At 43.1% G+C, this 19,453-nt stretch carries 16 protein-coding genes; 3 read left to right on the top strand and 13 right to left on the bottom strand.

All coding sequences use genetic code 11. The features are described 5' to 3' along the window. Nucleotides 1-334 precede the first annotated feature (334 nt). The 7 genes from DXB58_RS26280 to dnaN all read right to left on the bottom strand — a co-directional run bounded on the left by DXB58_RS26280 (nt 335) and on the right by dnaN (nt 9,042). A complete protein-coding gene (locus DXB58_RS26280; RefSeq protein ID WP_004321252.1) occupies nt 335-1,279 on the bottom strand; it encodes a site-specific integrase in 945 nt (314 codons plus the stop codon). 361 nt (nt 1,280-1,640) lie between these two features. Beyond that, the gene (locus DXB58_RS26275; RefSeq protein WP_122138760.1) at nt 1,641-3,347 is read right to left on the bottom strand and encodes a serine protease; all 1,707 of its coding nucleotides are present in this window, start codon (nt 3,345-3,347) and stop codon (nt 1,641-1,643) included. 1 nt (nt 3,348) lies between these two features. Beyond that, nucleotides 3,349-4,092 carry a 23S rRNA (guanosine(2251)-2'-O)-methyltransferase RlmB gene (gene rlmB, locus DXB58_RS26270; protein ID WP_004297025.1) on the bottom strand — a complete coding sequence of 248 codons (744 nt, stop codon included), beginning with the start codon at nt 4,090-4,092 and terminating at the stop codon, nt 3,349-3,351. A gap of 41 nt (nt 4,093-4,133) precedes the next feature. Continuing rightward, a complete protein-coding gene (gene recN, locus DXB58_RS26265; RefSeq protein WP_004304014.1) occupies nt 4,134-5,795 on the bottom strand; it encodes a DNA repair protein RecN in 1,662 nt (553 codons plus the stop codon). Nucleotides 5,796-5,828: 33 nt separating this feature from the next. Then, nucleotides 5,829-7,037 carry a bifunctional phosphopantothenoylcysteine decarboxylase/phosphopantothenate--cysteine ligase CoaBC gene (coaBC, locus tag DXB58_RS26260; RefSeq protein WP_004297027.1) on the bottom strand — a complete coding sequence of 403 codons (1,209 nt, stop codon included), beginning with the start codon at nt 7,035-7,037 and terminating at the stop codon, nt 5,829-5,831. Next, nucleotides 7,037-7,816, bottom strand: a complete 780-nt coding sequence (locus tag DXB58_RS26255; protein ID WP_004297028.1) for a 3'-5' exonuclease — start codon at nt 7,814-7,816, stop codon at nt 7,037-7,039. Before DXB58_RS26255 ends, coaBC begins: the two co-directional genes overlap by 1 nt. Nucleotides 7,817-7,917: 101 nt before the next feature. Continuing rightward, nucleotides 7,918-9,042 carry a DNA polymerase III subunit beta gene (gene dnaN, locus DXB58_RS26250; RefSeq protein WP_004297029.1) on the bottom strand — a complete coding sequence of 375 codons (1,125 nt, stop codon included), beginning with the start codon at nt 9,040-9,042 and terminating at the stop codon, nt 7,918-7,920. A 153-nt stretch (nt 9,043-9,195) separates the two neighbouring features. Here dnaN and DXB58_RS26245 point away from each other — a divergent pair, with 153 nt between their 5' ends. Next, nucleotides 9,196-9,570, top strand: a complete 375-nt coding sequence (locus DXB58_RS26245; protein ID WP_004297031.1) for a DUF3127 domain-containing protein — start codon at nt 9,196-9,198, stop codon at nt 9,568-9,570. A 104-nt stretch (nt 9,571-9,674) separates the two neighbouring features. On the opposite strand, the gene DXB58_RS26240 is transcribed toward DXB58_RS26245, so the two are convergent. From DXB58_RS26240 to DXB58_RS26220, 5 genes are all read right to left on the bottom strand, one after another. Next, on the bottom strand, nt 9,675-11,249 hold the full coding sequence (locus tag DXB58_RS26240; protein ID WP_122138759.1) for a DUF3352 domain-containing protein: 1,575 nt from the start codon (nt 11,247-11,249) through the stop codon (nt 9,675-9,677). Between the two features lie 83 nt (nt 11,250-11,332). Beyond that, on the bottom strand, nt 11,333-12,091 hold the full coding sequence (locus DXB58_RS26235; protein WP_117934916.1) for an MBL fold metallo-hydrolase: 759 nt from the start codon (nt 12,089-12,091) through the stop codon (nt 11,333-11,335). A 158-nt stretch (nt 12,092-12,249) separates the two neighbouring features. Next, nucleotides 12,250-13,242 (bottom strand): UDP-N-acetylmuramate dehydrogenase, encoded by a 993-nt coding sequence (murB, locus tag DXB58_RS26230; protein WP_122138758.1) that lies wholly within the window; start codon nt 13,240-13,242, stop codon nt 12,250-12,252. A gap of 47 nt (nt 13,243-13,289) precedes the next feature. Then, a complete protein-coding gene (locus DXB58_RS26225) occupies nt 13,290-14,138 on the bottom strand; it encodes a DUF4348 domain-containing protein (protein ID WP_117934920.1) in 849 nt (282 codons plus the stop codon). Continuing rightward, nucleotides 14,138-15,091: an NAD-dependent epimerase/dehydratase family protein gene (locus DXB58_RS26220; protein ID WP_122138757.1), complete on the bottom strand. Its 954-nt coding sequence runs from the start codon at nt 15,089-15,091 to the stop codon at nt 14,138-14,140. Before DXB58_RS26220 ends, DXB58_RS26225 begins: the two co-directional genes overlap by 1 nt. Nucleotides 15,092-15,227: 136 nt before the next feature. Between DXB58_RS26220 and kbl the strand changes: the two genes are divergently transcribed. Both kbl and DXB58_RS26210 read left to right on the top strand, forming a co-directional pair. Then, nucleotides 15,228-16,421 carry a glycine C-acetyltransferase gene (gene kbl, locus DXB58_RS26215; protein ID WP_122138756.1) on the top strand — a complete coding sequence of 398 codons (1,194 nt, stop codon included), beginning with the start codon at nt 15,228-15,230 and terminating at the stop codon, nt 16,419-16,421. Between the two features lie 203 nt (nt 16,422-16,624). Next, nucleotides 16,625-17,032 carry a DUF2721 domain-containing protein gene (locus tag DXB58_RS26210; protein ID WP_004304023.1) on the top strand — a complete coding sequence of 136 codons (408 nt, stop codon included), beginning with the start codon at nt 16,625-16,627 and terminating at the stop codon, nt 17,030-17,032. A gap of 31 nt (nt 17,033-17,063) precedes the next feature. On the opposite strand, the gene DXB58_RS26205 is transcribed toward DXB58_RS26210, so the two are convergent. Further along, nucleotides 17,064-19,328, bottom strand: coding sequence for a sensor histidine kinase (locus DXB58_RS26205; protein WP_122138755.1), 2,265 nt, complete (start codon nt 19,326-19,328; stop codon nt 17,064-17,066). Between the last annotated feature and the right edge of the window lie 125 nt (nt 19,329-19,453).

The following is a 19,453-nucleotide window of genomic DNA, read 5'->3' as shown; positions in this document are numbered from 1 at the left end:
GTTACTTCTTAGGTAACGGACAACACACATATAGAATACACATCGCTGTGAAAAAAAGAAAAAAATCGATTATGAGGGAATATAAAAGCGGGCACCTAACATTCAATATAAAACATTCTTGAATTTAGGTAATAAAAAGCCTTTGAGCATGAAGATGTTATCCTTCATGTTCAGATAGATTTATGTTGCATATTTTAGAGAAAAAGGAAAAAAAGAAGTTTATTGTTTGTTTGCTATTAATATTTTTACCTATCTTTGTAGCGAATATAATTCCGTTACCTAAGAAGTAACATCAGCATTAAGTCCCTAATCCATAATGCTTTAACAATATTAATCAGAGCATTTTAAAATTACAAACGTAAGAATAATTCAATTTATTTACTTTTGTTCTTTCTTCCAATTCGAAACCCTTTAAATATATCTGTGTTGTTTTAATAGATTTGTGTCCTAGTGATTCGCTAATCATTTCGATAGGTACACCTCTGTACTTAGCAGTCGTAGCCCAAGAATGACGAAGCGTATACGACGTGACGGGCGAATGTAGCCTTAATTTTCTGGACAGGCTTTTCAACTCATTATTAAAACGTCTCAAAGCTGACTGATACTCACGATAGGCTCCTTCTTCATTCCGCTTGTACGCTCCGCTTAATATCCGGAAAAGATAATCAGGATAGCCAGAACTCCGGGCGTCAGATTTATTGTACAATCCCCCAATTGCATTCTGCGCTGACTCCAGCACTTCTATACTCATAGGAGTACCGGTCTTGGTACGATTGTACTTCAAAAGCCCCCGCTCCAGATTGGACTTTTCCAAATGGGCTAAATCAGAAAAAGGCATTCCACAAAACTGAAATAACAGATTGGCAATGGCCTGCGTCCGACGAAGCTTTTCCGATTGAGGATCTTTGTTTAATAGCATGTGAAGTTCGCCGATCGGGATAGCTTTCTTCTGACGTGTGTCCACCCCGGTAAAAACATCCCGGAACAAACCATGTACATAAGGAGCCTGATGCATATCGACACCACGATTGTAGATACTACGCAACATACGCATATACGTAGAAATCGTATTGGGCTTCAAACGGGAAGCCATCAGATAGTTGCTATACCTCTTTAGAGTTTCACGGTTTATCTTACTAAACGTGATGGATTGAGTTCCACAAAACTGCGAAAAAGAACGAATAGCGTGTTTATACACATGGGCCGTAGAATAACGACCCTCTTGTCGCAAACAATCGATGTAATTGTTTGCACAAATAGTAAATCGATTTTTTTCCATAAATTATAACTTATCTCATACGTGTTATTAAAAACGTGCGGAATATAGTAAGATTATAGATAAAATGAACCACGATTTTAAATTTACTTACTGTTTTAGATAGAATTTCGAATTATTTCTAAAAAAAATAAGTGAAGCCATGCAGTATTTTCAATAACCATGCATTTAACTTATAAAAGAGGGGAAAAAGGGAAATCAAACCATATATCATTAAAACCTACAACCTGAACTTAACAAGTGAAGTGGGGAAAAATAAAAAAAAGAGAGAGAGTTTTTTATACAACGTCCCCAAAAACGAGGAATCCCTGCCAATTTTCGAGTTGGCAGGGATTCATTTTTTATCTTCAAGAAGATAATCTTTTTACTTGCAGTATTTGGTTATCAATTCATCTGCGTTCGGATCACCCAATTCTTTCGCTTTCTTAAAGTTGCCGCAAGCTTCATCTGTCTTCTTCAGCTGTATCTGGCAAAGTCCCAATAAACGGTAAGCCTCACCATATTTAGGATCAGTCTTCAATATATTATTTAAAATCTGAATGGCTTCTTCATACCGTCCTACACGGAGGTTTACAACTGCATGCTCTGCCTGGTAGGTGAGGTCTGTCGGATTCATCTCGATGGCCTTGGCAATATCGTCTAAAGCGCGTTGAAACTGACGTGCTTTCAAAGCTGCCTGTTCGCGATAATAATAGAACACGTCGTTCACTTCTCCCTTGACTGCCGTATGGTAAGCATCATAATCGAGCATTGCATTTCGCGCCTGATCGGCATTCATATTCATCTGCGCACGTTCCAACAAATATGGAGCAAAGTCGGCCGTAATCGGTTGCGGGCAACGGGCAATACAGCTATCCATTAAGGCTACCACTTCTTTCGGATCCCCTTTCAGCAGTTCTTTCGTCTTGGCAGCACTAAAGAAAGTGGCCGGAGAAGCAATATTGCTGGTATTTACCTTTTCATAAGCAGCCAAAGCACCGGCATAGTCTTGTTGGGCAAACAGTATATCGCCTTCCATTTGAATGTAAATTGGCAGCGGATCAATAGCGATTGCCTGACGGACATTCTTCAAAGCGGTGTCATACGTCCAGTCTTTATAAGTTTTCTCCGGCTTCGATAATTGATAAGCATACATTAGCTTACCTATATTATAATATACATCATCTTTCTTCTGGGCTACTTTCAGAGCCTGATTAAAGTCGGCAACGGCTTTATCATACCAGGTCTGATCGTCTTTACCTTTAGATGCATAATAATTGGCACGACGGAGATAACCATCTGCATTGGCAGGGAACTGGCGGATGAAGTCATCCAACAGCTTTTCATAGTCCTCGCCCGAGAGGCTCGAAGAGGCCATGAACAGATACACTAATGCCTGATCCTCCGTTTCAGGTAAACCTTTCCGGATACCAATGCTTTTCAAGGCAGCGTCTCCCAAAGAAAGAGCACTGATTTTCTGCGACATGGCAAAAGCTGCTCCCGCCGCATAACAAGTAGTCACCGTATCGATACCGGATGATTTCTGCGCAATACCAAATACCTGACCTTCCGCATTCATCACCGGACAGCTCACCATCTTATCTTTCATATGCATGCTCAATGTATAATAATGGTATTCTCCGGCTACTTTGGAAACATCTTTCACCTTACCAGTAACGCAAACGATACTTTTTTGTGTAGAATAAGGAAGCATCCACGCATCGGCTCCTGTCGCCGGGGCTGTTTTAGCAACGACCAGCGCAGGCACTTTCTTCTCGGTGATAGCCACACGAAACTTAATGACATCATACATGTCATTCGCTCCAAGTATCAGGCTGACCGGCATCTGCTTGCCTTCGGAAGTAATCACTACCGCACGTTCGGCTCCTTTAAAAAGAGTATAATCTGATAAAGCCAATCCGTCTTCGGACACAAAGAATCCGTTTCCCGTATTCAGCATTTTATCATTCTTGTCATAAGTCACTATTGAGAAGACTGCACGTTTTGCCTTCTCTACCCATTTTGGGGTTTGTGCCATGCTTCCTTGTACCAGGAAGAAAAGCAGCAAAGGTAGAATTAAAATCTTCTTCATATCAGTCATTGTTTCTTTGTTTCACAGCTTCGTAAATCAGGATACCGGCAGCTACAGAGACATTCAGGGATTCGATAGTGCCCAGCATCGGAATTTTCACCCATTCATCACAGAGGGCAAGGTTTTCATAAGAAACTCCTGTATCCTCCGCTCCCATTATGATGCAGAGGGGACCTGTATAATCGGCCTTGGTATAGTCATAATCTCCTTTTTCGGTAGCAGCCACAATGCGGAAACCACTATCTTTCAGATATTGCAGAGTCGAACGGAGGTTCTGTTCACGGCATACCGGAAGAGTATGTAGCGCTCCTGCCGATGTTTTCACGGCGTCAGCATTGACCGACGCACTACCCCGGACAGGAATAATCACGGCATCGACAGCCGCACATTCGCAGGTACGTGCAATCGCCCCGAAATTGCGTACATCGGTCACTCCGTCGAGCATAACAAAAAACGGATTTTTTCCTTGCTCAAACAAGAAAGGAACAAGATCCTCCGCTTTCTGATAAGTCACAGAAGAAATGAAGGCGATCACTCCTTGATGATTTTTCCGGGTAATACGGTTGATACGCTCTACCGGAACACGCTGAACAGGTATCAACGTACCTTTCAAAGCTGCAAAAAGCTCCTTGGAAAGATCACTTTGAATATCTTTCTTCACGAGGATCTTATCTATCTCTTTTCCAGCCTGAAGGGCTTCTATCACGGCACGAACGCCGAAAATCATTTCACTTTTATCTAACATCTGGTTGATTTACTATTTTACTATTTACTATTCACTATTTATCAGTTACGGGCAAGCAGGGATTTGGCATTGCTAAGGGCAGCTTCGGTCAGAGTGGCACCACTAAGCATGTGAGCTATTTCCTCTACCCGTTCTTCGTCAGTGAGACGGCGGATATGGCTGTTGGTTTCCGTATCGCTATCTTTCTTGTATACCTTATAATGAGCACGCCCACGGGCAGCAATCTGCGGCAGGTGGGTGATACTGATTACCTGACGGTTGCGGTCGCCCATCTCCTGCATCATGTCCGCCATACGGTCGGCTATTTCACCGGAGACCCCGGTATCTATTTCATCAAATACGATGGTCGGCAGCTTGACGGCTCCGGCAATCATTGCCTTGATAGAAAGCATGACACGAGCGATTTCACCTCCTGAAGCTACGGAAGAGATATTCTGCAAGGTGCCGTTCTTATTGGCGGAAAACAGGAAGTTGACTGTATCTTCTCCTTGCAATCCCGGCTCTTTCTTCAGTCCCATTTCTATCTGGAAACGAACATTCGGCATTCCTAATGGAATCAACCGGACAGCCAGCTGTTTTTCTACTTCACGAGCAGCTTTCGTACGGGCTTTGGTCAGCACTTCTGCCTGTTGTTTCACTTGTTTATATTGTTCCTCTTTGCGAGCAGTCAGTTCGGCGATACGCTCATCATAGGAAGTGATGTCCGACAATTTGCTGCGGTATTCATCCGTTAGCGCTATCAATTCATCAAGGGTTTGTACCCGATGTTTCTGCTGTAAGGAATAAATCAGATTCAACCGTTCATTCACTTCGTCCAGACGGACCGGATTGAATTCAACGGAGTCACTTTGTAAAGAGACTTCGTGCGAAATATCTTTCAGTTCGATATAAGCGCTCTCCATACGTTCGGTAAGTTCCTTGGCCGGCTGATATACTCTTTGCAGATTATTCAGTGTATTCAGACTGTCTTTCAGATAAGAAAGCAAGCCACCTTCATCCGAAGCAAACGACTGCTCCACCCGGTAAAGTCCGGCTTTTATCTCTTCTGCATGACTTAATGTTTCAGCTTCCTGCTCCAGTTCTTCCTGTTCGCCTTCCACCAAACAGGCTTCTTCGAGCTGTTCGAGTTGGAAGCGGATATAATCTTCATCGGAGCGACTTTTCTCTGCCAGTGACACTAATTCAGCGAGTTCGCGATCTGTCTGTTTCCATTCGTCATAACACAGATGATATTTCGCCAATGCAGCGTCATTATGCGCCAGAATATCAAGCACATTCAACTGAAATCCTTCTTTATTAAGCAGCAGATTCTGATGTTGCGAATGTACATCTATCAGCTGTTCGCCCAGCTCTTTCACTTGTGCCAACGAAGCAGGAGTATCGTTGATGAATGCCCGGCTCTTACCGGAAGACTGCACTTCACGACGCAAAATGCACTCTTCATCATATTCCAACTCGTTTTCTTCGAAAAACGGACGCATACCATAGGCAGATATATCGAAACGTGCCTCTATGATACATTTGGAAGCTCCGTGGCGAATCGCTTTCACATCGGCACGCTGTCCTAACAGGAGTCCGATAGCTCCCAGAATAATTGATTTTCCGGCTCCCGTTTCACCTGTTATAACGGAAAAGCCTGTTTCAAAACTGATATCCAGTTTTTCTATCAATGCGTAATTCTGAATGTATAGTGAACGTAACACCTTCTATTTTAATTAAAAATTAAAGATTAAAAATTAAAAACCGGGAGACAGGGTGGCTACCAGACGGTCGATGATGTCTTGGGCTACTTCCGTCTTCGGCTTCAGAGGATAGTCTGTACGACCTTTCCTGTCAATGATACTTATTTTATTGGTATCATGGCGAAAACCGGCTCCAGCATCATTCAACGAATTGAGCACAATAAAGTCGAAGTTTTTGCGTTCGAGCTTTCCTTCGGCATTCTGCTGCTCATTATTGGTTTCGAGGGCAAAGCCAACCAATAACTGATTTTTCCCTTTCAGTGCTCCTAAATTGGCAGCGATGTCTTGTGTTGCCTGAAGATGGAGGGTTAGTTCCTCTTCTTTCTCCCGCTTAATCTTCTTGTCGGCCACTGTTTCCGGACGGTAGTCGGCTACTGCCGCACAAAGAATACCTGCATCAGCATCTGGAAAATAGATCTGTGAAGCCGCATACATTTCTTCTGCTGATTCCACATCTACACGCCGGATACGGGAATGTTTCGTTTTGAGCTGCACAGGACCTGTTATCAATGTCACCTGCGCTCCGCGACGGGCACATTCTTCTGCCAACGCAAATCCCATCTTTCCGGAAGAATAATTGCCTATGAAACGCACCGGGTCAATTTTTTCGTAAGTAGGTCCGGCTGTAATCATCACTTTCTTTCCGGATAGTTCATCACTCGAAGCGAAGAATTCATCCAATACCCGGATGATGTTTTCCGGCTCTTCCATACGTCCCTTTCCTACCAAGTGGCTGGCTAATTCTCCTGTTCCCGGCTCGATAATGTGATTACCGTAAGAACGCAGGATATCCAGATTTTTCTGGGTGGCAGGATGGGCAAACATATCGAGATCCATTGCCGGAGCAACAAACACGGGAGCTTTTGCCGAAAGATAAGTTGTTATGAGCATATTGTCGGCTATTCCATTGGCCATTTTACCGATAGTAGAGGCAGTGGCAGGTGCAATCAATACAGCATCTGCCCACAATCCGAGATCGACGTGGCTATTCCACGTTCCGTCACGCTGGGCAAAAAACTCACTAATGACTGGTTTGCTGGTCAAAGCCGAAAGAGTGATGGGAGTAATAAATTCTTTTCCCGCCGGAGTAATTACGACTTGCACTTCCGCTCCCTGTTTTATCAGTCCACGAATGATATAGCACGCCTTGTACGCGGCAATACTGCCGGTAATTCCAAGAATTATTTTTTTTCCTTTTAGCATTATTTTGTAATCAAATTACTCATTTCACGCAAACGGATTTTTGTCAATGCCGCCTTAGTGTTCAACGTGAAATCACTATTCAAAATCCAACTGTAATATCCGGGATCTTTCTTCAAAACCTCGGCTACAGACATTCCTTTATATTTTCCGAAGTTGAACACTTCCACCCCATTATCATCGTACACCATGCGTCCGGCAAAGTCTACATTCTTGCTGAAACTTGAATAATCTGCCAGGAACGCAATATCATTCTGAAGATCGGAGTAACGGTCAAGCTGTGCTTTCAGCACTTCGTAAGTGGCCCGTGTATCTGCTTCGGCAGTGTGTGCATCTTCCAGATTCTTGTCGCAATAGAATTTATAGGCAGCAGACAAGGTGCGTTGTTCCATTTTGTGGAAGATCACCTGTACGTCTACAAATTTGCGTTTCGTCATATCAATGTCCACTCCGGCGCGAAGGAACTCTTCAGCAAGGACAGGAATATCAAAACGATTGGAATTAAATCCTGCCAAATCGCAACCTTCAATGTCCCTGGCTATGTTTTTCGCCACTTCTTTGAAAGTAGGGCAATCGACTACGTCGGCATCATAAATGCCATGTATAGCAGAAGATGCTTCCGGGATATGCATTTCAGGATTGATACGTAATGTTTTTGCTTCTTCATTTCCATTCGGATATACTTTCAGATAGCAGATTTCAACAATTCGGTCTGTGTTGATATTGGTTCCGGTTGTTTCTAAATCAAAAAAAACAATGGGATTTTTCAGGTTTAATTTCATTTCTAATTATTTTTTCCACCACAGAGTAACACAGAGTTCTACAGAGCAATAAATACATAAAACACTCTGTGGAACTCTGTGTTATTTTGCAGTGATTACTATTAATCATTTAGCATCATCGGCATCAGCAGCATCAGCAGGTCTTCGTTTTCTTCCTGCTCTACCGGGATGATTACTCCGGCACGTGAAGGATCTGCGAGTTCGATGACTACTTCGTCTGCTGAAATATTGTTCAGGATATCGATGAGGAATGTCGATTTGAAACCGATGCTCATTGCTGCACCTGCATACTGGCAAACTTGTGTTTCTTCGGCAGAAGTAGAGAAGTCAATATCTTGTGCGGAAATCACAATCTGGTTTTCCTGCATACGGAGTTTAATCAAACTACTTGCCTGCGACGAGAAAATAGACACACGACGCAAAGCTCCTACCAACTGTTGACGGTCTACGGTCACTTTGTGCGGGTTGTTCTGCGGAATTACCGAGTTGTAGTTCGGGTAACGTCCTTCAATCAGGCGGCAAACCATCCGGTAGCTTTCGAGCATGAATACAGCATTGCGTTCATCGAATTCGATCGTCACTGTGCCTTGTTCTTTCGGCAAAAGATTCTTAAGCAAGGTAGCCGGTTTCTTCGGAAGGATAAAGGCTGCACGCTCGTTACCTTTGGCTGCCAATGTCTTGCAACGCACCAGTTTATGACCGTCTGAAGCAACCATTGTGATGTCTTCTGTGGTAATATCGAAATAAATACCGTTCATCACCGGACGAAGTTCGTCATCGGCAGTAGCAAACACCGAACGGTTGATACCTCCCAGAAGTACACTTGCCTCCATTTCTACACGGACTGCATTATCACCCAGTGTAGCCGATTGCGGGAATTCATCCGCATTCTGCCCCATCAGGCTGTATTTTCCGTTCTGGTACTGCACTGTTATTTCATAATTATCCGGATTGATTTCAAATGTAAGTGGTTGTTCCGGGATTTCTTTCAGTGCATCAAGCAATGTTTTCGCTACTACGGCAAAACGCCCGTTTGTATCGCTTTCATTCACTTCTACGGTAGTCACCATCGTTGTTTCACTGTCGGATACAGTCACAGACAATGTTCCGTCTTCCAATTCGAAGAGGAAACAATCGAGAATTGGCAGCGCATTTTTTGAATTAATCACACGGCTGATGGCCTGTAAATGGCTGGAAAGAGCAGTACTTGAAACGATAAATTTCATATATTTTCGTGTATTTAAGTTTTAAATGTTCTATCGCACAAAGTTACGAAAAAAGATTTGGGCTGCCCAATAAAACAAAAGAAAAAAACAGGCATTGTGTGAGGGATATTACTAAAAAATTGTAACTTCGCCCCAGAATTTAAAATTATCGCAATGGAATTTACAGGAAAAATCATCGCTATCCTCCAGCCCAAAGGAGGAGTTTCAAAAGCTACCGGCAACGAGTGGAAAGCGCAAGAGTTTGTTATCGAAAGTCACGACCAATATCCACGCAAAATGTGCTTCGAAGTATTTGGGGCAGATAAAATAGATCAGTTCAACATTCAAATGGGCGAAGAACTGACTGTTTCATTCGACATCGATTCTAACCAATGGCAAGACCGCTGGTTCAACAGAATCCGTGCATGGAAAGTAGAACGTGTCAGCGTAGGTGCCCCAATGGCTACAGGCGGTTCCGTTCCTCCCGCAGCTCCGTCGGCAATGCCGGAATTTACTCCGGGCGACGCAAAAGACGATCTGCCATTCTAAACCGAAAGTCATTCGTCGGACGAATAAGCATAAAAAAACTCCCGATAGAATTTAATTCTGTCGGGAGTTTTTTTTATAGAATGATTGTATATAAACCACGTTTTTTATTCTGATTTATATTTCAAAACAATATTGGGATATACTACTCCATCGGTACAGGCAAACTGGACAAAGAGTGTAAAATTACGGAAAAAGTCTGCATTGCGCAGGAAGAAATCCGGTACGAAACGGACGTGATTTTCCGATTGCCGGAACACGTGATCGAAATCCGCCATCAGCATAAAATGATATGAATCAGACAGGTGATCCATACCCGTCTGATAAGCCATTGCCCCATTAAGCACTTCCCCTTTATCCAGTTGGCGAATATAATGCGACAGGCTATCCTCATCCGGAGCGAGTAACAAACGTCCGCCATAAAATGCTGCATACACATCCAAAGTCGGTTCAACAAAACTGGTCAGTTGTTTAAACAATGTTGTTTGAGGCAACCGATAGACCAAGTATGCCTTATTTACAGTATAACAAAAAGTAATACGAGGAGTTTTTCTTCCTTCATCTGCCGGAGCAGTATTGACAAAGGCACGAAGCATCCTTTCAGCTTCCGTCACATCTGCCACAGACAGGCTCAAGACTGCCGCTGCATCCTGCAACGTATCTTCACGCTGGAAGAGACAGACAACCAGGTCTTGCCCGGCATTTTCCATCAGATAGCGGGAAAATTCCTTATCTCTATTCTGCACTTCACTCGTGCGGACTGCCCCGTTCTGCTCCTGCGCATTTCCATAAGAAAGCAAAGACGCCCAGTCCGTAATCCCCTGTCTGCTAAAATAGAAAGCAGTGGAGGGTAGTGCTTCACCCGGGAAGCCTTTGACTGATTGCTGCTGGCGAAGTTGGTTTATAAATGCAAAGCAAGTGTCTGCATCATGTGTGATGCCGGAGAAATAGATAAAATCATCTTTCATCTTCATGTCAAATTCCGTCCATCCCATCATCCCTTTCATTCGGGCATAGATTGTGGCGGTCGCTGCACTTTTTTTCGGAGCACGCACTCCTGTAAAAGTAGGATCATCTGCCAATGATTTGTCACTCTTATATGCATCAATAACGTTTTCAATCAGTTTTTTCTGAAAACTTAACGCCATAAAATCAGACGTCAGATAGCAGGCTAGAAAATCACCATCTGCCATCGGGTAAATGATTATTTCCTCTCCTTTGTAAACAAACGTTTTCGGTGGATAAAGCGAAGATATATATTTACGCACAAACCTGTTCACCAATTCCTTATCCCCATTTCCCAATCTGCAATAAAGTACCTGGTTCCGTTCGTTATCCGGTTCGTGGAAACTAATCAGCATCTGATTCATTTGCCGACTCAAGCCATGGGGAGTATCTTCCGAGAGGGCATAAAGGCTTTGTTTCAGATAAGAAAAAAGTTTGGATACATAAAGATATTGCTGATTTTTACTACAAGTCAGATCATCGACCTCCGCTACAAACTCGAGCACATCATCGGTAACAAATACGGCTGAAGTGGTGGATGGAACCAGTTCATAAAGATCAAAATCTTTCTGCCCTTCGGCCGCCGACAGTCTAAAAAAAGAGTACAATGCGAAACCTGAGCACAAAAGTACAACAGAAGATGTGATCGCTATTTTCACTATCGTACGAAGTTTCATAATATTCGCTGTTTATCGGCTAGGTGCAAAAATAATAATTTCTACAAAGAAAACAAAACTTTTGCTAAAAATTTCACCGATAATCAAAGATAGATATCCAATCCGTCGAATGCCAGGTGAATATTTTCCGGAAGGCTCTTTTCAACCTCCGCATGCAAGCCCATATCATGACTCATGTGTATAAAGTACGTCTTCTTTGCCTGAATGCGCTGCGCCACTGCCAATGCTTCTTCCAAATTCTGATGAGTAGGATGCGTGGCAATCCGAAGTGCATTCACTACCAAAACATCTATTCCCGCCAATTGTTCATAGGATTCTTCGGGCATGGTCAGCATATCAGTGATATAACCTAATTGCCCGATACGATATCCCAGAATAGGCAATCGGCCATGCATCACACGTAAAGGAAGTACCTCCGTGTGGTTAACAGAAAAGGCCTGCCCCACCGAGATTTCCTGCAAAGGAATGTCAGGAACTCCCGGATAACGATGGTCAACAAAGCAATAGGGCATACGCAAGCGCAAGCCTTGCGCCACATAATTTTCCGCATAAATAGGCACTGAACCAAATCGGCAAAACGGACGCAAATCATCCAACCCACCCACATGGTCATAATGTTCATGCGTAATGAGCACACCATCTATCTTCTCAAAAGGAAGATGCAATACCTGTGTCCGGAAATCCGGACCGCAATCTATCAAAATCCGCGCATCATCTGTCTCGACAATAGCAGATGCACGCAATCGGTTATCTTTCGGATCGGTAGAAGTACAAACCGGACATGTACAGCCGATTTGGGGGACTCCCGTCGATGTTCCACTTCCAATGATTCTTACTTTCACTTGTTTAATTGAGAATTGAAAATTGAGAATTAAAAAATAATAGTTGAGAATGAGAAATTTGGAATTGAGAACGAAAAAAAGAAAGGTTATAGAGTATTTCTACACCTGAACACTTTTCATTATTCATATAGCTATTCTTCATTCTCAATTTTTACTTCTCAATTTATTAAGTTAACTTCGGGATGAATATCAATGCCGAACTTCTCACGGACAGAGGCTCGAACTGCATCTGAAAGCGCAAGGATATCGCTACCTTTTGCTCCACCAAGATTCACTAACACCAATGCTTGTTTATCATGCACGGCAGCCGGGCCTAAAGCCTTACCTTTCCAGCCGCATTGGTCGATCATCCATCCTGCCGGAATTTTTACCCGACCATCCGCCAGTTCATAGTAAGGTATCCGGGGATATTCCTGCTGCAGGGCTTCCAGTTTTTCTTTCGGCACAATGGGATTCATAAAGAAGCTGCCGGCATTCCCCATTACCTTCGGGTCGGGCAACTTGCTCTCACGAATATCAATTATCACTTTCCGTACAACAGAAAGCGTCAATACTGGATATTTTTCAAGCTCCTGACGAATGGTTCCATAATCTAACGTATAATGTTCTTTTTTACTAAGTCGGAAACGGACATAGGTAACAAAAGCCGACTTGTTTTCCGGGCGTTTAAAGATACTGTTGCGGTAGGTATATCCACACTCTTCCACCGAATAAACGCGTTCTTCAGCTTGAATGTTCACCGTTTCCACAGCTGTTATCAGATCTTTCACTTCAACACCATAAGCTCCGATGTTCTGTACCGCGCTCGCTCCGACCTCACCGGGAATGAGTGACAGGTTCTCCGTTCCATACCATCCATGTTCTACGCAATATGCAACGAAGTCATCCCATACTACCCCCGCTCCCACTCGTACCGATACAGAGTGTTCATCTTCCTCCGTCACTTCGATTCCTTCAATGCGGGAATGGAGTATCAATCCGTCGTAATCTTTGGTAAACAGCAGGTTACTGCCGCCACCAATATGCAAAAAAGGTGTCACAATGGCACCTTGCACAATCAGCTTCTTCAGTTCTTCAACCGAAGAATATTCTAAAAAACGAGTGGCACTGACATCGATGCCGAATGTATTGTAGGGCAAAAGAGAATACATATATTTTTAGTTATAAGTTATACTGTTATAGTGCGTCGTAACCTGTATCAGATACTTGTATCTTCAAACTTATACAATTCCCATTCTCCGGCTTTCCGGCGGAAATAAAGGATATTGGAAAAACCATTCCCGATACCTTTCAACGCCAGGATTTTCGTGGGCGAATCATCGTCATTCCGCTGTCCGTAATTAATATTAGAAAGGCGGTCGACAGGAAGTACCGGCTTGAAGGCAAACCACTGATTAAGGTCGAGGGTTGTCTCCAGAATAGAGAAATCATCGTCCGGATCGGTGGTTACAAAAGCCAACGGCTCCCGCACACGCTGACTCTGAAAAAGACTATCCGTTGCAAAATGTCCGAAAAACTCAACAAAGTTTTCATTATCACTTTGCTCAATGGGCCGCAGGTTGATTGCCTCCAGTATCCATGCACCTTTGATACGTTCAAAATAGTATCTTTTTACCATTCGTGTTTTCACGAACATCCACTCTACCTGCACAGAAGTGAGGGAAGTATCTCCTACTAAATCCATGTCTTCTTCTCTATCAAACAGCAGTGTATAATAATGCTGCTTGGTAAACAAGTCATCATGCTTCCAGTTGCGTTCCTCGATGTTTGACTTCTTATCTCCATTGTAGTAGGGCAATGGAAATTTTACACGCTGACGCTGTAACACATCATCGGAAGCAAAATTGTAGATAAAATCATCGAAAGATTCATCTGCCTGTATAGGCTGCGGATCTTCCGGCGATTTATCATGGTGGCTAGAATCGGCTATCTGCCGGATTGAATCCACCTCTTTAGTAATAGATGCGAAGGGGTCAATATTTGCTTTCTTGTTTCCACAAGAGCTCAATATACCGAGCAGTATGACCCCTGCAATTAGTTTTTTCATTATTTCAGTTTCTCTCTTAACTTTTCAAGCATATCCACCGTCATGCTTTCCAAATTGTAGGCCGGCTTCCATCCCCACTCTTCACGAGCACAGGTATCATCCAGACTATCGGGCCAGCTATCGGCTATGCGCTGTTTCAAAGGATCTATATCATAGATCATCTCAAACTGCGACACATGCTTCTTGATAGCCTGATATATCGTTTCCGGGTCGAAACTCATGGAAGCGATATTGAAAGCATTGCGGTGTATCAATCTTGCCGGATCGGCTTCCATCAGTGTGATTGCTGCATTCAGCGCATCCGGCATGTACATCATATCCATTAAAGTGCCTTGCTTAATGGGGCACACAAACTTTTCTCCTTTCACTGCCGAGTAGTAAATATCGACAGCATAATCGGTCGTACCTCCTCCCGGAGGGGTCACATTCGAAATAATGCCCGGAAAACGGACAGCACGGGTATCGACACCGTATTTATTAAAATAGTAATCACTCAACAACTCTGTTGTTACTTTAGTGACTCCATACATGGTACGCGGACGTTGAATAGTGTCCTGCGGTGTTTTCGTGTGAGGCGTACTAGCTCCAAACGAACCGATAGAACTCGGAGTAAACACTGCGCACCCTTGTTCACGTGCCACTTCCAGCACATTCCACAATCCATCGATACCTATTTTCCAAGCCAGCTTGGGTTTCGACTCGGCAACTACGGACAACAGAGCAGCCAAATTATAAATCGTATCGATGTGATACTCTTTTACTACAGATGCAATCGCCTCGCCGTCCGTTACATCAGCTATTGCCGACGGTCCCGACTCCTTTAATTCCCCTTTAGGTTCTGCACCCGGAATATAACCAGCTACTACATTTGCATTTCCGTAACGTTTCCGTAGCTCCATCGTTAGCTCCGACCCTATCTGTCCGGTAGCTCCAATAATCAAAATGTGTTCCATTTTTTCTTCTGACTTAGAATATCAAGCTTAAATAGTGCGCAAAGTAAGCACTTTTTTTTCAGATTTTAATCAAAAAGACATTGTTATTCCAAGAAAAATTGTGTCCTTTGCAATATAACTTAATCACCCAAACACTATGTACGGTAAAATGCAAGAATATCTCCGCCAAACATTGGCTGAAATCAAGGAAGCCGGACTTTATAAAGAAGAACGACTGATTGAAAGTGCGCAGCAAGCTGCCATCACTGTAAAAGGTAAGGAAGTATTAAACTTCTGCGCAAACAACTATCTAGGATTGTCCAATCATCCCCGATTAATCAAGGCTTCGCAGGAAATGATGAATAACCGTGGATACGGAATGTCGTCCGTCCGTTTCATTTGTGGAACACAAGATATACACAAAGAACTGGAAGCTGCCATCTCGGACTATTTCCAGACTGAAGACACAATTCTGTATGCTGCCTGCTTCGACGCTAACGGCGGTGTATTCGAACCACTTTTCTCTGAAGAGGATGCCATTATCTCGGACTCGCTAAACCATGCTTCTATCATTGACGGGGTACGTCTTTGCAAAGCGAAACGTTACCGTTATGCCAATGCTGACATGAAAGACTTGGAAAGATGTCTGCAAGAAGCGCAGGCGCAACGTTTCCGTATTGTTGTTACGGACGGTGTGTTCTCAATGGATGGCAACGTAGCCCCGATGGATCAGATTTGTGATCTTGCCGAGAAATACGATGCGTTGGTAATGGTGGATGAATCCCACTCTGCCGGTGTGGTAGGTGCCACTGGTCATGGCGTAAGCGAGTTGTATAAGACTCACGGACGTGTAGATATTTATACCGGAACGTTGGGTAAGGCTTTCGGCGGTGCACTGGGAGGATTTACCACCGGACGTAAAGAAATCATTGATTTACTCCGTCAACGCAGTCGCCCGTATTTGTTCTCCAACTCATTGGCTCCGGGTATCATCGGTGCAAGTCTTGAAGTTTTCAAGATGCTGAAAGAGAGCAATGCCCTGCATGACAAGTTGGTTGAAAATGTAAACTACTTCCGTGATAAGATGACGGCTGCAGGATTTGATATTAAACCGACGCAAAGTGCTATTTGTGCGGTAATGCTGTATGATGCGAAACTGTCTCAAATTTATGCTGCACGCATGCAGGAAGAAGGAATCTATGTGACAGGTTTCTACTATCCGGTAGTGCCGAAAGATCAGGCCCGCATCCGTGTACAGATTTCTGCAGGACACGAAAAAGCACATCTTGACAAGTGTATCGCTGCATTTATCAAGGTAGGCAAAGAGCTTAACGTATTGAAAACGGAATAACTTCGAAGCAAGGTTTCCTTGCGGAATCTATATTTTAGGCACGGATTACACAGAATACACAGACTTCACGTATCTTACACAGTTGCTTTATAACAAGCATCATTCTAAAAAACGTATAATACGTGAAATCTATGTAATCTGCGCCTAAAATTCTCTTTTATAAAATGAATTTTGAACCGCTACTTGACTATAAAAAATAGATTATGGAAGAACTGACTCTCACTACTCCTGCCCTACTTTTCTCGGCAGTTTCATTGATTTTATTGGCTTACACCAACCGTTTCTTATCGTATGCCCAACTTGTACGCCAACTGCGTGACCGCTACGTGGAGAATCCTTCGGATATCACTGAAGCTCAAATCGAGAATTTACGGAAACGGTTGAACCTGACCCGTACAATGCAAGGACTGGGTATTGCAAGCCTTTTTCTCTGCGTAGTCAGTATGTTTCTTATTTATATCGGACTGCAATTATTTTCTGCTTACGTATTCGGACTGGCACTGATTCTATTGATAGCTTCTCTAGGCGTATCTTTCCGCGAAATACAGATTTCCACCCGTTCACTGGAGATTTACTTGGGAACAATGGAGAAAGGGAAAAACAAGAAATAATACGGTTGGCATTCCCTTCCATTAGTTTTTATCAAGACACTACCCGGCAAGGAAGGATGACCGTAAAGCGACTTCCCTTGCCTACTTCGGATTTGAGTTCAATCCTTCCACCCAACTTTTCTATAATCACCTGACAAATAGAAAGTCCCAATCCTGCTCCCTGTGAGAATTCGTTCTGTTTGTAGAAACGGCTAAAAATCATCCGTTGTTCTTCGCGTGGAATACCTCTTCCTGTATCTTCTACATAAATTCGCACATGACCTTCATCCGGCAGATAAATATACCCTAATTTGATATATCCGGTTTCCGTAAACTTACTGGCGTTATTCAAGAAGTTTGTTAGAACTTGTATCAAACGCTCTCTATCCACATTAATTTCCAAAGGTATATTATCTACTTCTTTCAGGAATTCCAGGCGTGGAGCAATCAATACCTGGTGAGTCATATAAATGTCATCAATCAGCTCTCTCACCCTACATTTCTTGAATGAGAAAGACATATAGCCTGATTCGATACGGGAAAGCTCCAGAATATCGTTAATCAGTTTGAGCAGCAACTCGCTGTTCTTATTAATAGTACCGATGTATTCTTCGCGTTCTACGGAACTCAATCCATCTTCCAATGCCAGAATATTGGCAAAACCAACAATCGAATTGAGCGGAGTACGTATCTCATGGCTCATATTTGCCAGAAATGATTGTTTCAATTCTGCCTTTTCAGCGAGTAAGCGTGCAGCTTCCAGTTCCTCCTCACGGTCTTTTATATCCTGTATGTTGAGCAATAAACCTGCTGTTTTATATTCGCCACCCGGTAACTGTTTAGTAGTATAACGAAACTCCCACCACTGATATCCTTTGCCGTCGAAGTTACAACGCACCTGTACTACTTTCTTTTGGGCTGTTTTCAGATTTCTCCAGTTGAACTTCACGCCCTCCCACTGGTTGGGGTGAATAAAACTCACGAATTCTTTAAAAGAAAGTTGCCTGGGGGCTAATCCTAGGGAGTGCCAAAATGCATCTTCAAAAATAAAACGACCTTCATCCAACCTCCAAACATACGTCATTCCACCTTCAATGGCTAACGACAAAGTCTCCTTTTCATCAGCTAATGCAATAAGCGCCTGTTTTTTTCTCGTCTGTTCCCGAAGGTATAACCACCAAAGCGAAGCAAAGAGAAATGTCAGGAAAAGAACTAATGAAGCGACTAAAGTTCCCCATAGAAATGGATACTTGTCTCTGAACGGGATATTGATAATGCTATATTTTGCAGGAATACTTTCCTTGCCCAAGCCTATTTGTTTCATTGTATTCCAGTCTACGACATACTCTTTCCGACTTTCAACAATGGGTATATCCGAGGGGCTTGTGCCATGTAATATGCGAACGGCAGTTTTCACCTCTTCTTCTACCTGAATAGGCAGCGAAGTGATGTATCCACCCAACAACTTCTCACCAAACCCAAAGGCTTCATTAATGGCTGTCAGACTAGGACTACCACAGATACTCCCAATATTAATAGTGGTGTAATCACGTTTCAACTGGATATAACATTGATCGCGGTAACTCCTGTTCAAAACCCACATAAAAGTAGCATCCGAATGGTTTCTGGCATTACGCAAAGGAATAGCCATGAAGCGGGTATAGCCTTCTTCCTGCACCAAACGTATCTGTTCTTCAGGAGAAAGTTCTGGATTATCTATGAATCCGGTCACTTTATGTCCTTTAAACTGTTCCTTTGCATCTCTTCTGATTTGTCTGTCAATATAGGTAGTATCGAGCATGGTAAACAAACGAACGTGCTCACCGAAAAGCTCTTTTGCTACACTGATATTCTCATTAAAGGCTATCTTGTCGTGGAAACCTGTCACGTTGGGATGATGTTTCAGTAATCCCCAATTCGGATAATTGACACCACCAAAAACCACAGGCACTTCTTTCGCCAACTGAATTCCGCATTTCATCAATGAATAAGTAGCCTGGTCTTCATTCACCAGAATCACTTCCGGCCGCCAGTCTCTCGATACGGAATCAACCAGAAAGCGCATCCGTTCGAGTTCAGGTTCCTCCCAGTAGGATTCACAGTCTAAATAAACGGTACGAATATCAGCATCAATTTTCTCTTTTTCAAATTGCTCCGCTATCATCCGGTTAAATTCCGGATAAGCCGCATAAGTTTCCTCATAAGAGTGGACAACTAAAATACGTCGTTCCTCTTTTTGAGAACAACTACTCACCCCTAAAAGGAGCAATAAAGATAAAAGGAGCAATCTTATAATTCCTCTGTTCAAACCATTCATTTATAATAACTGGGATTAATTTCTCTCTGACTCGTAATACAAAGGTAGTTTATTTTCGAACATAAGCCAAATAAGTGAAAAAATCGAGTAGGAGGAAAACGAAGTAGTTTTCTTCCTACTTTCGC

Source organism: Bacteroides sp. OM05-10AA (genome assembly GCF_003439055.1).
Classification (GTDB): domain Bacteria; phylum Bacteroidota; class Bacteroidia; order Bacteroidales; family Bacteroidaceae; genus Bacteroides; species Bacteroides intestinigallinarum.
The sequence above is the reverse complement of the archived record's forward strand: the minus strand, read 5'-3'. Positions and strand labels throughout refer to the sequence as shown.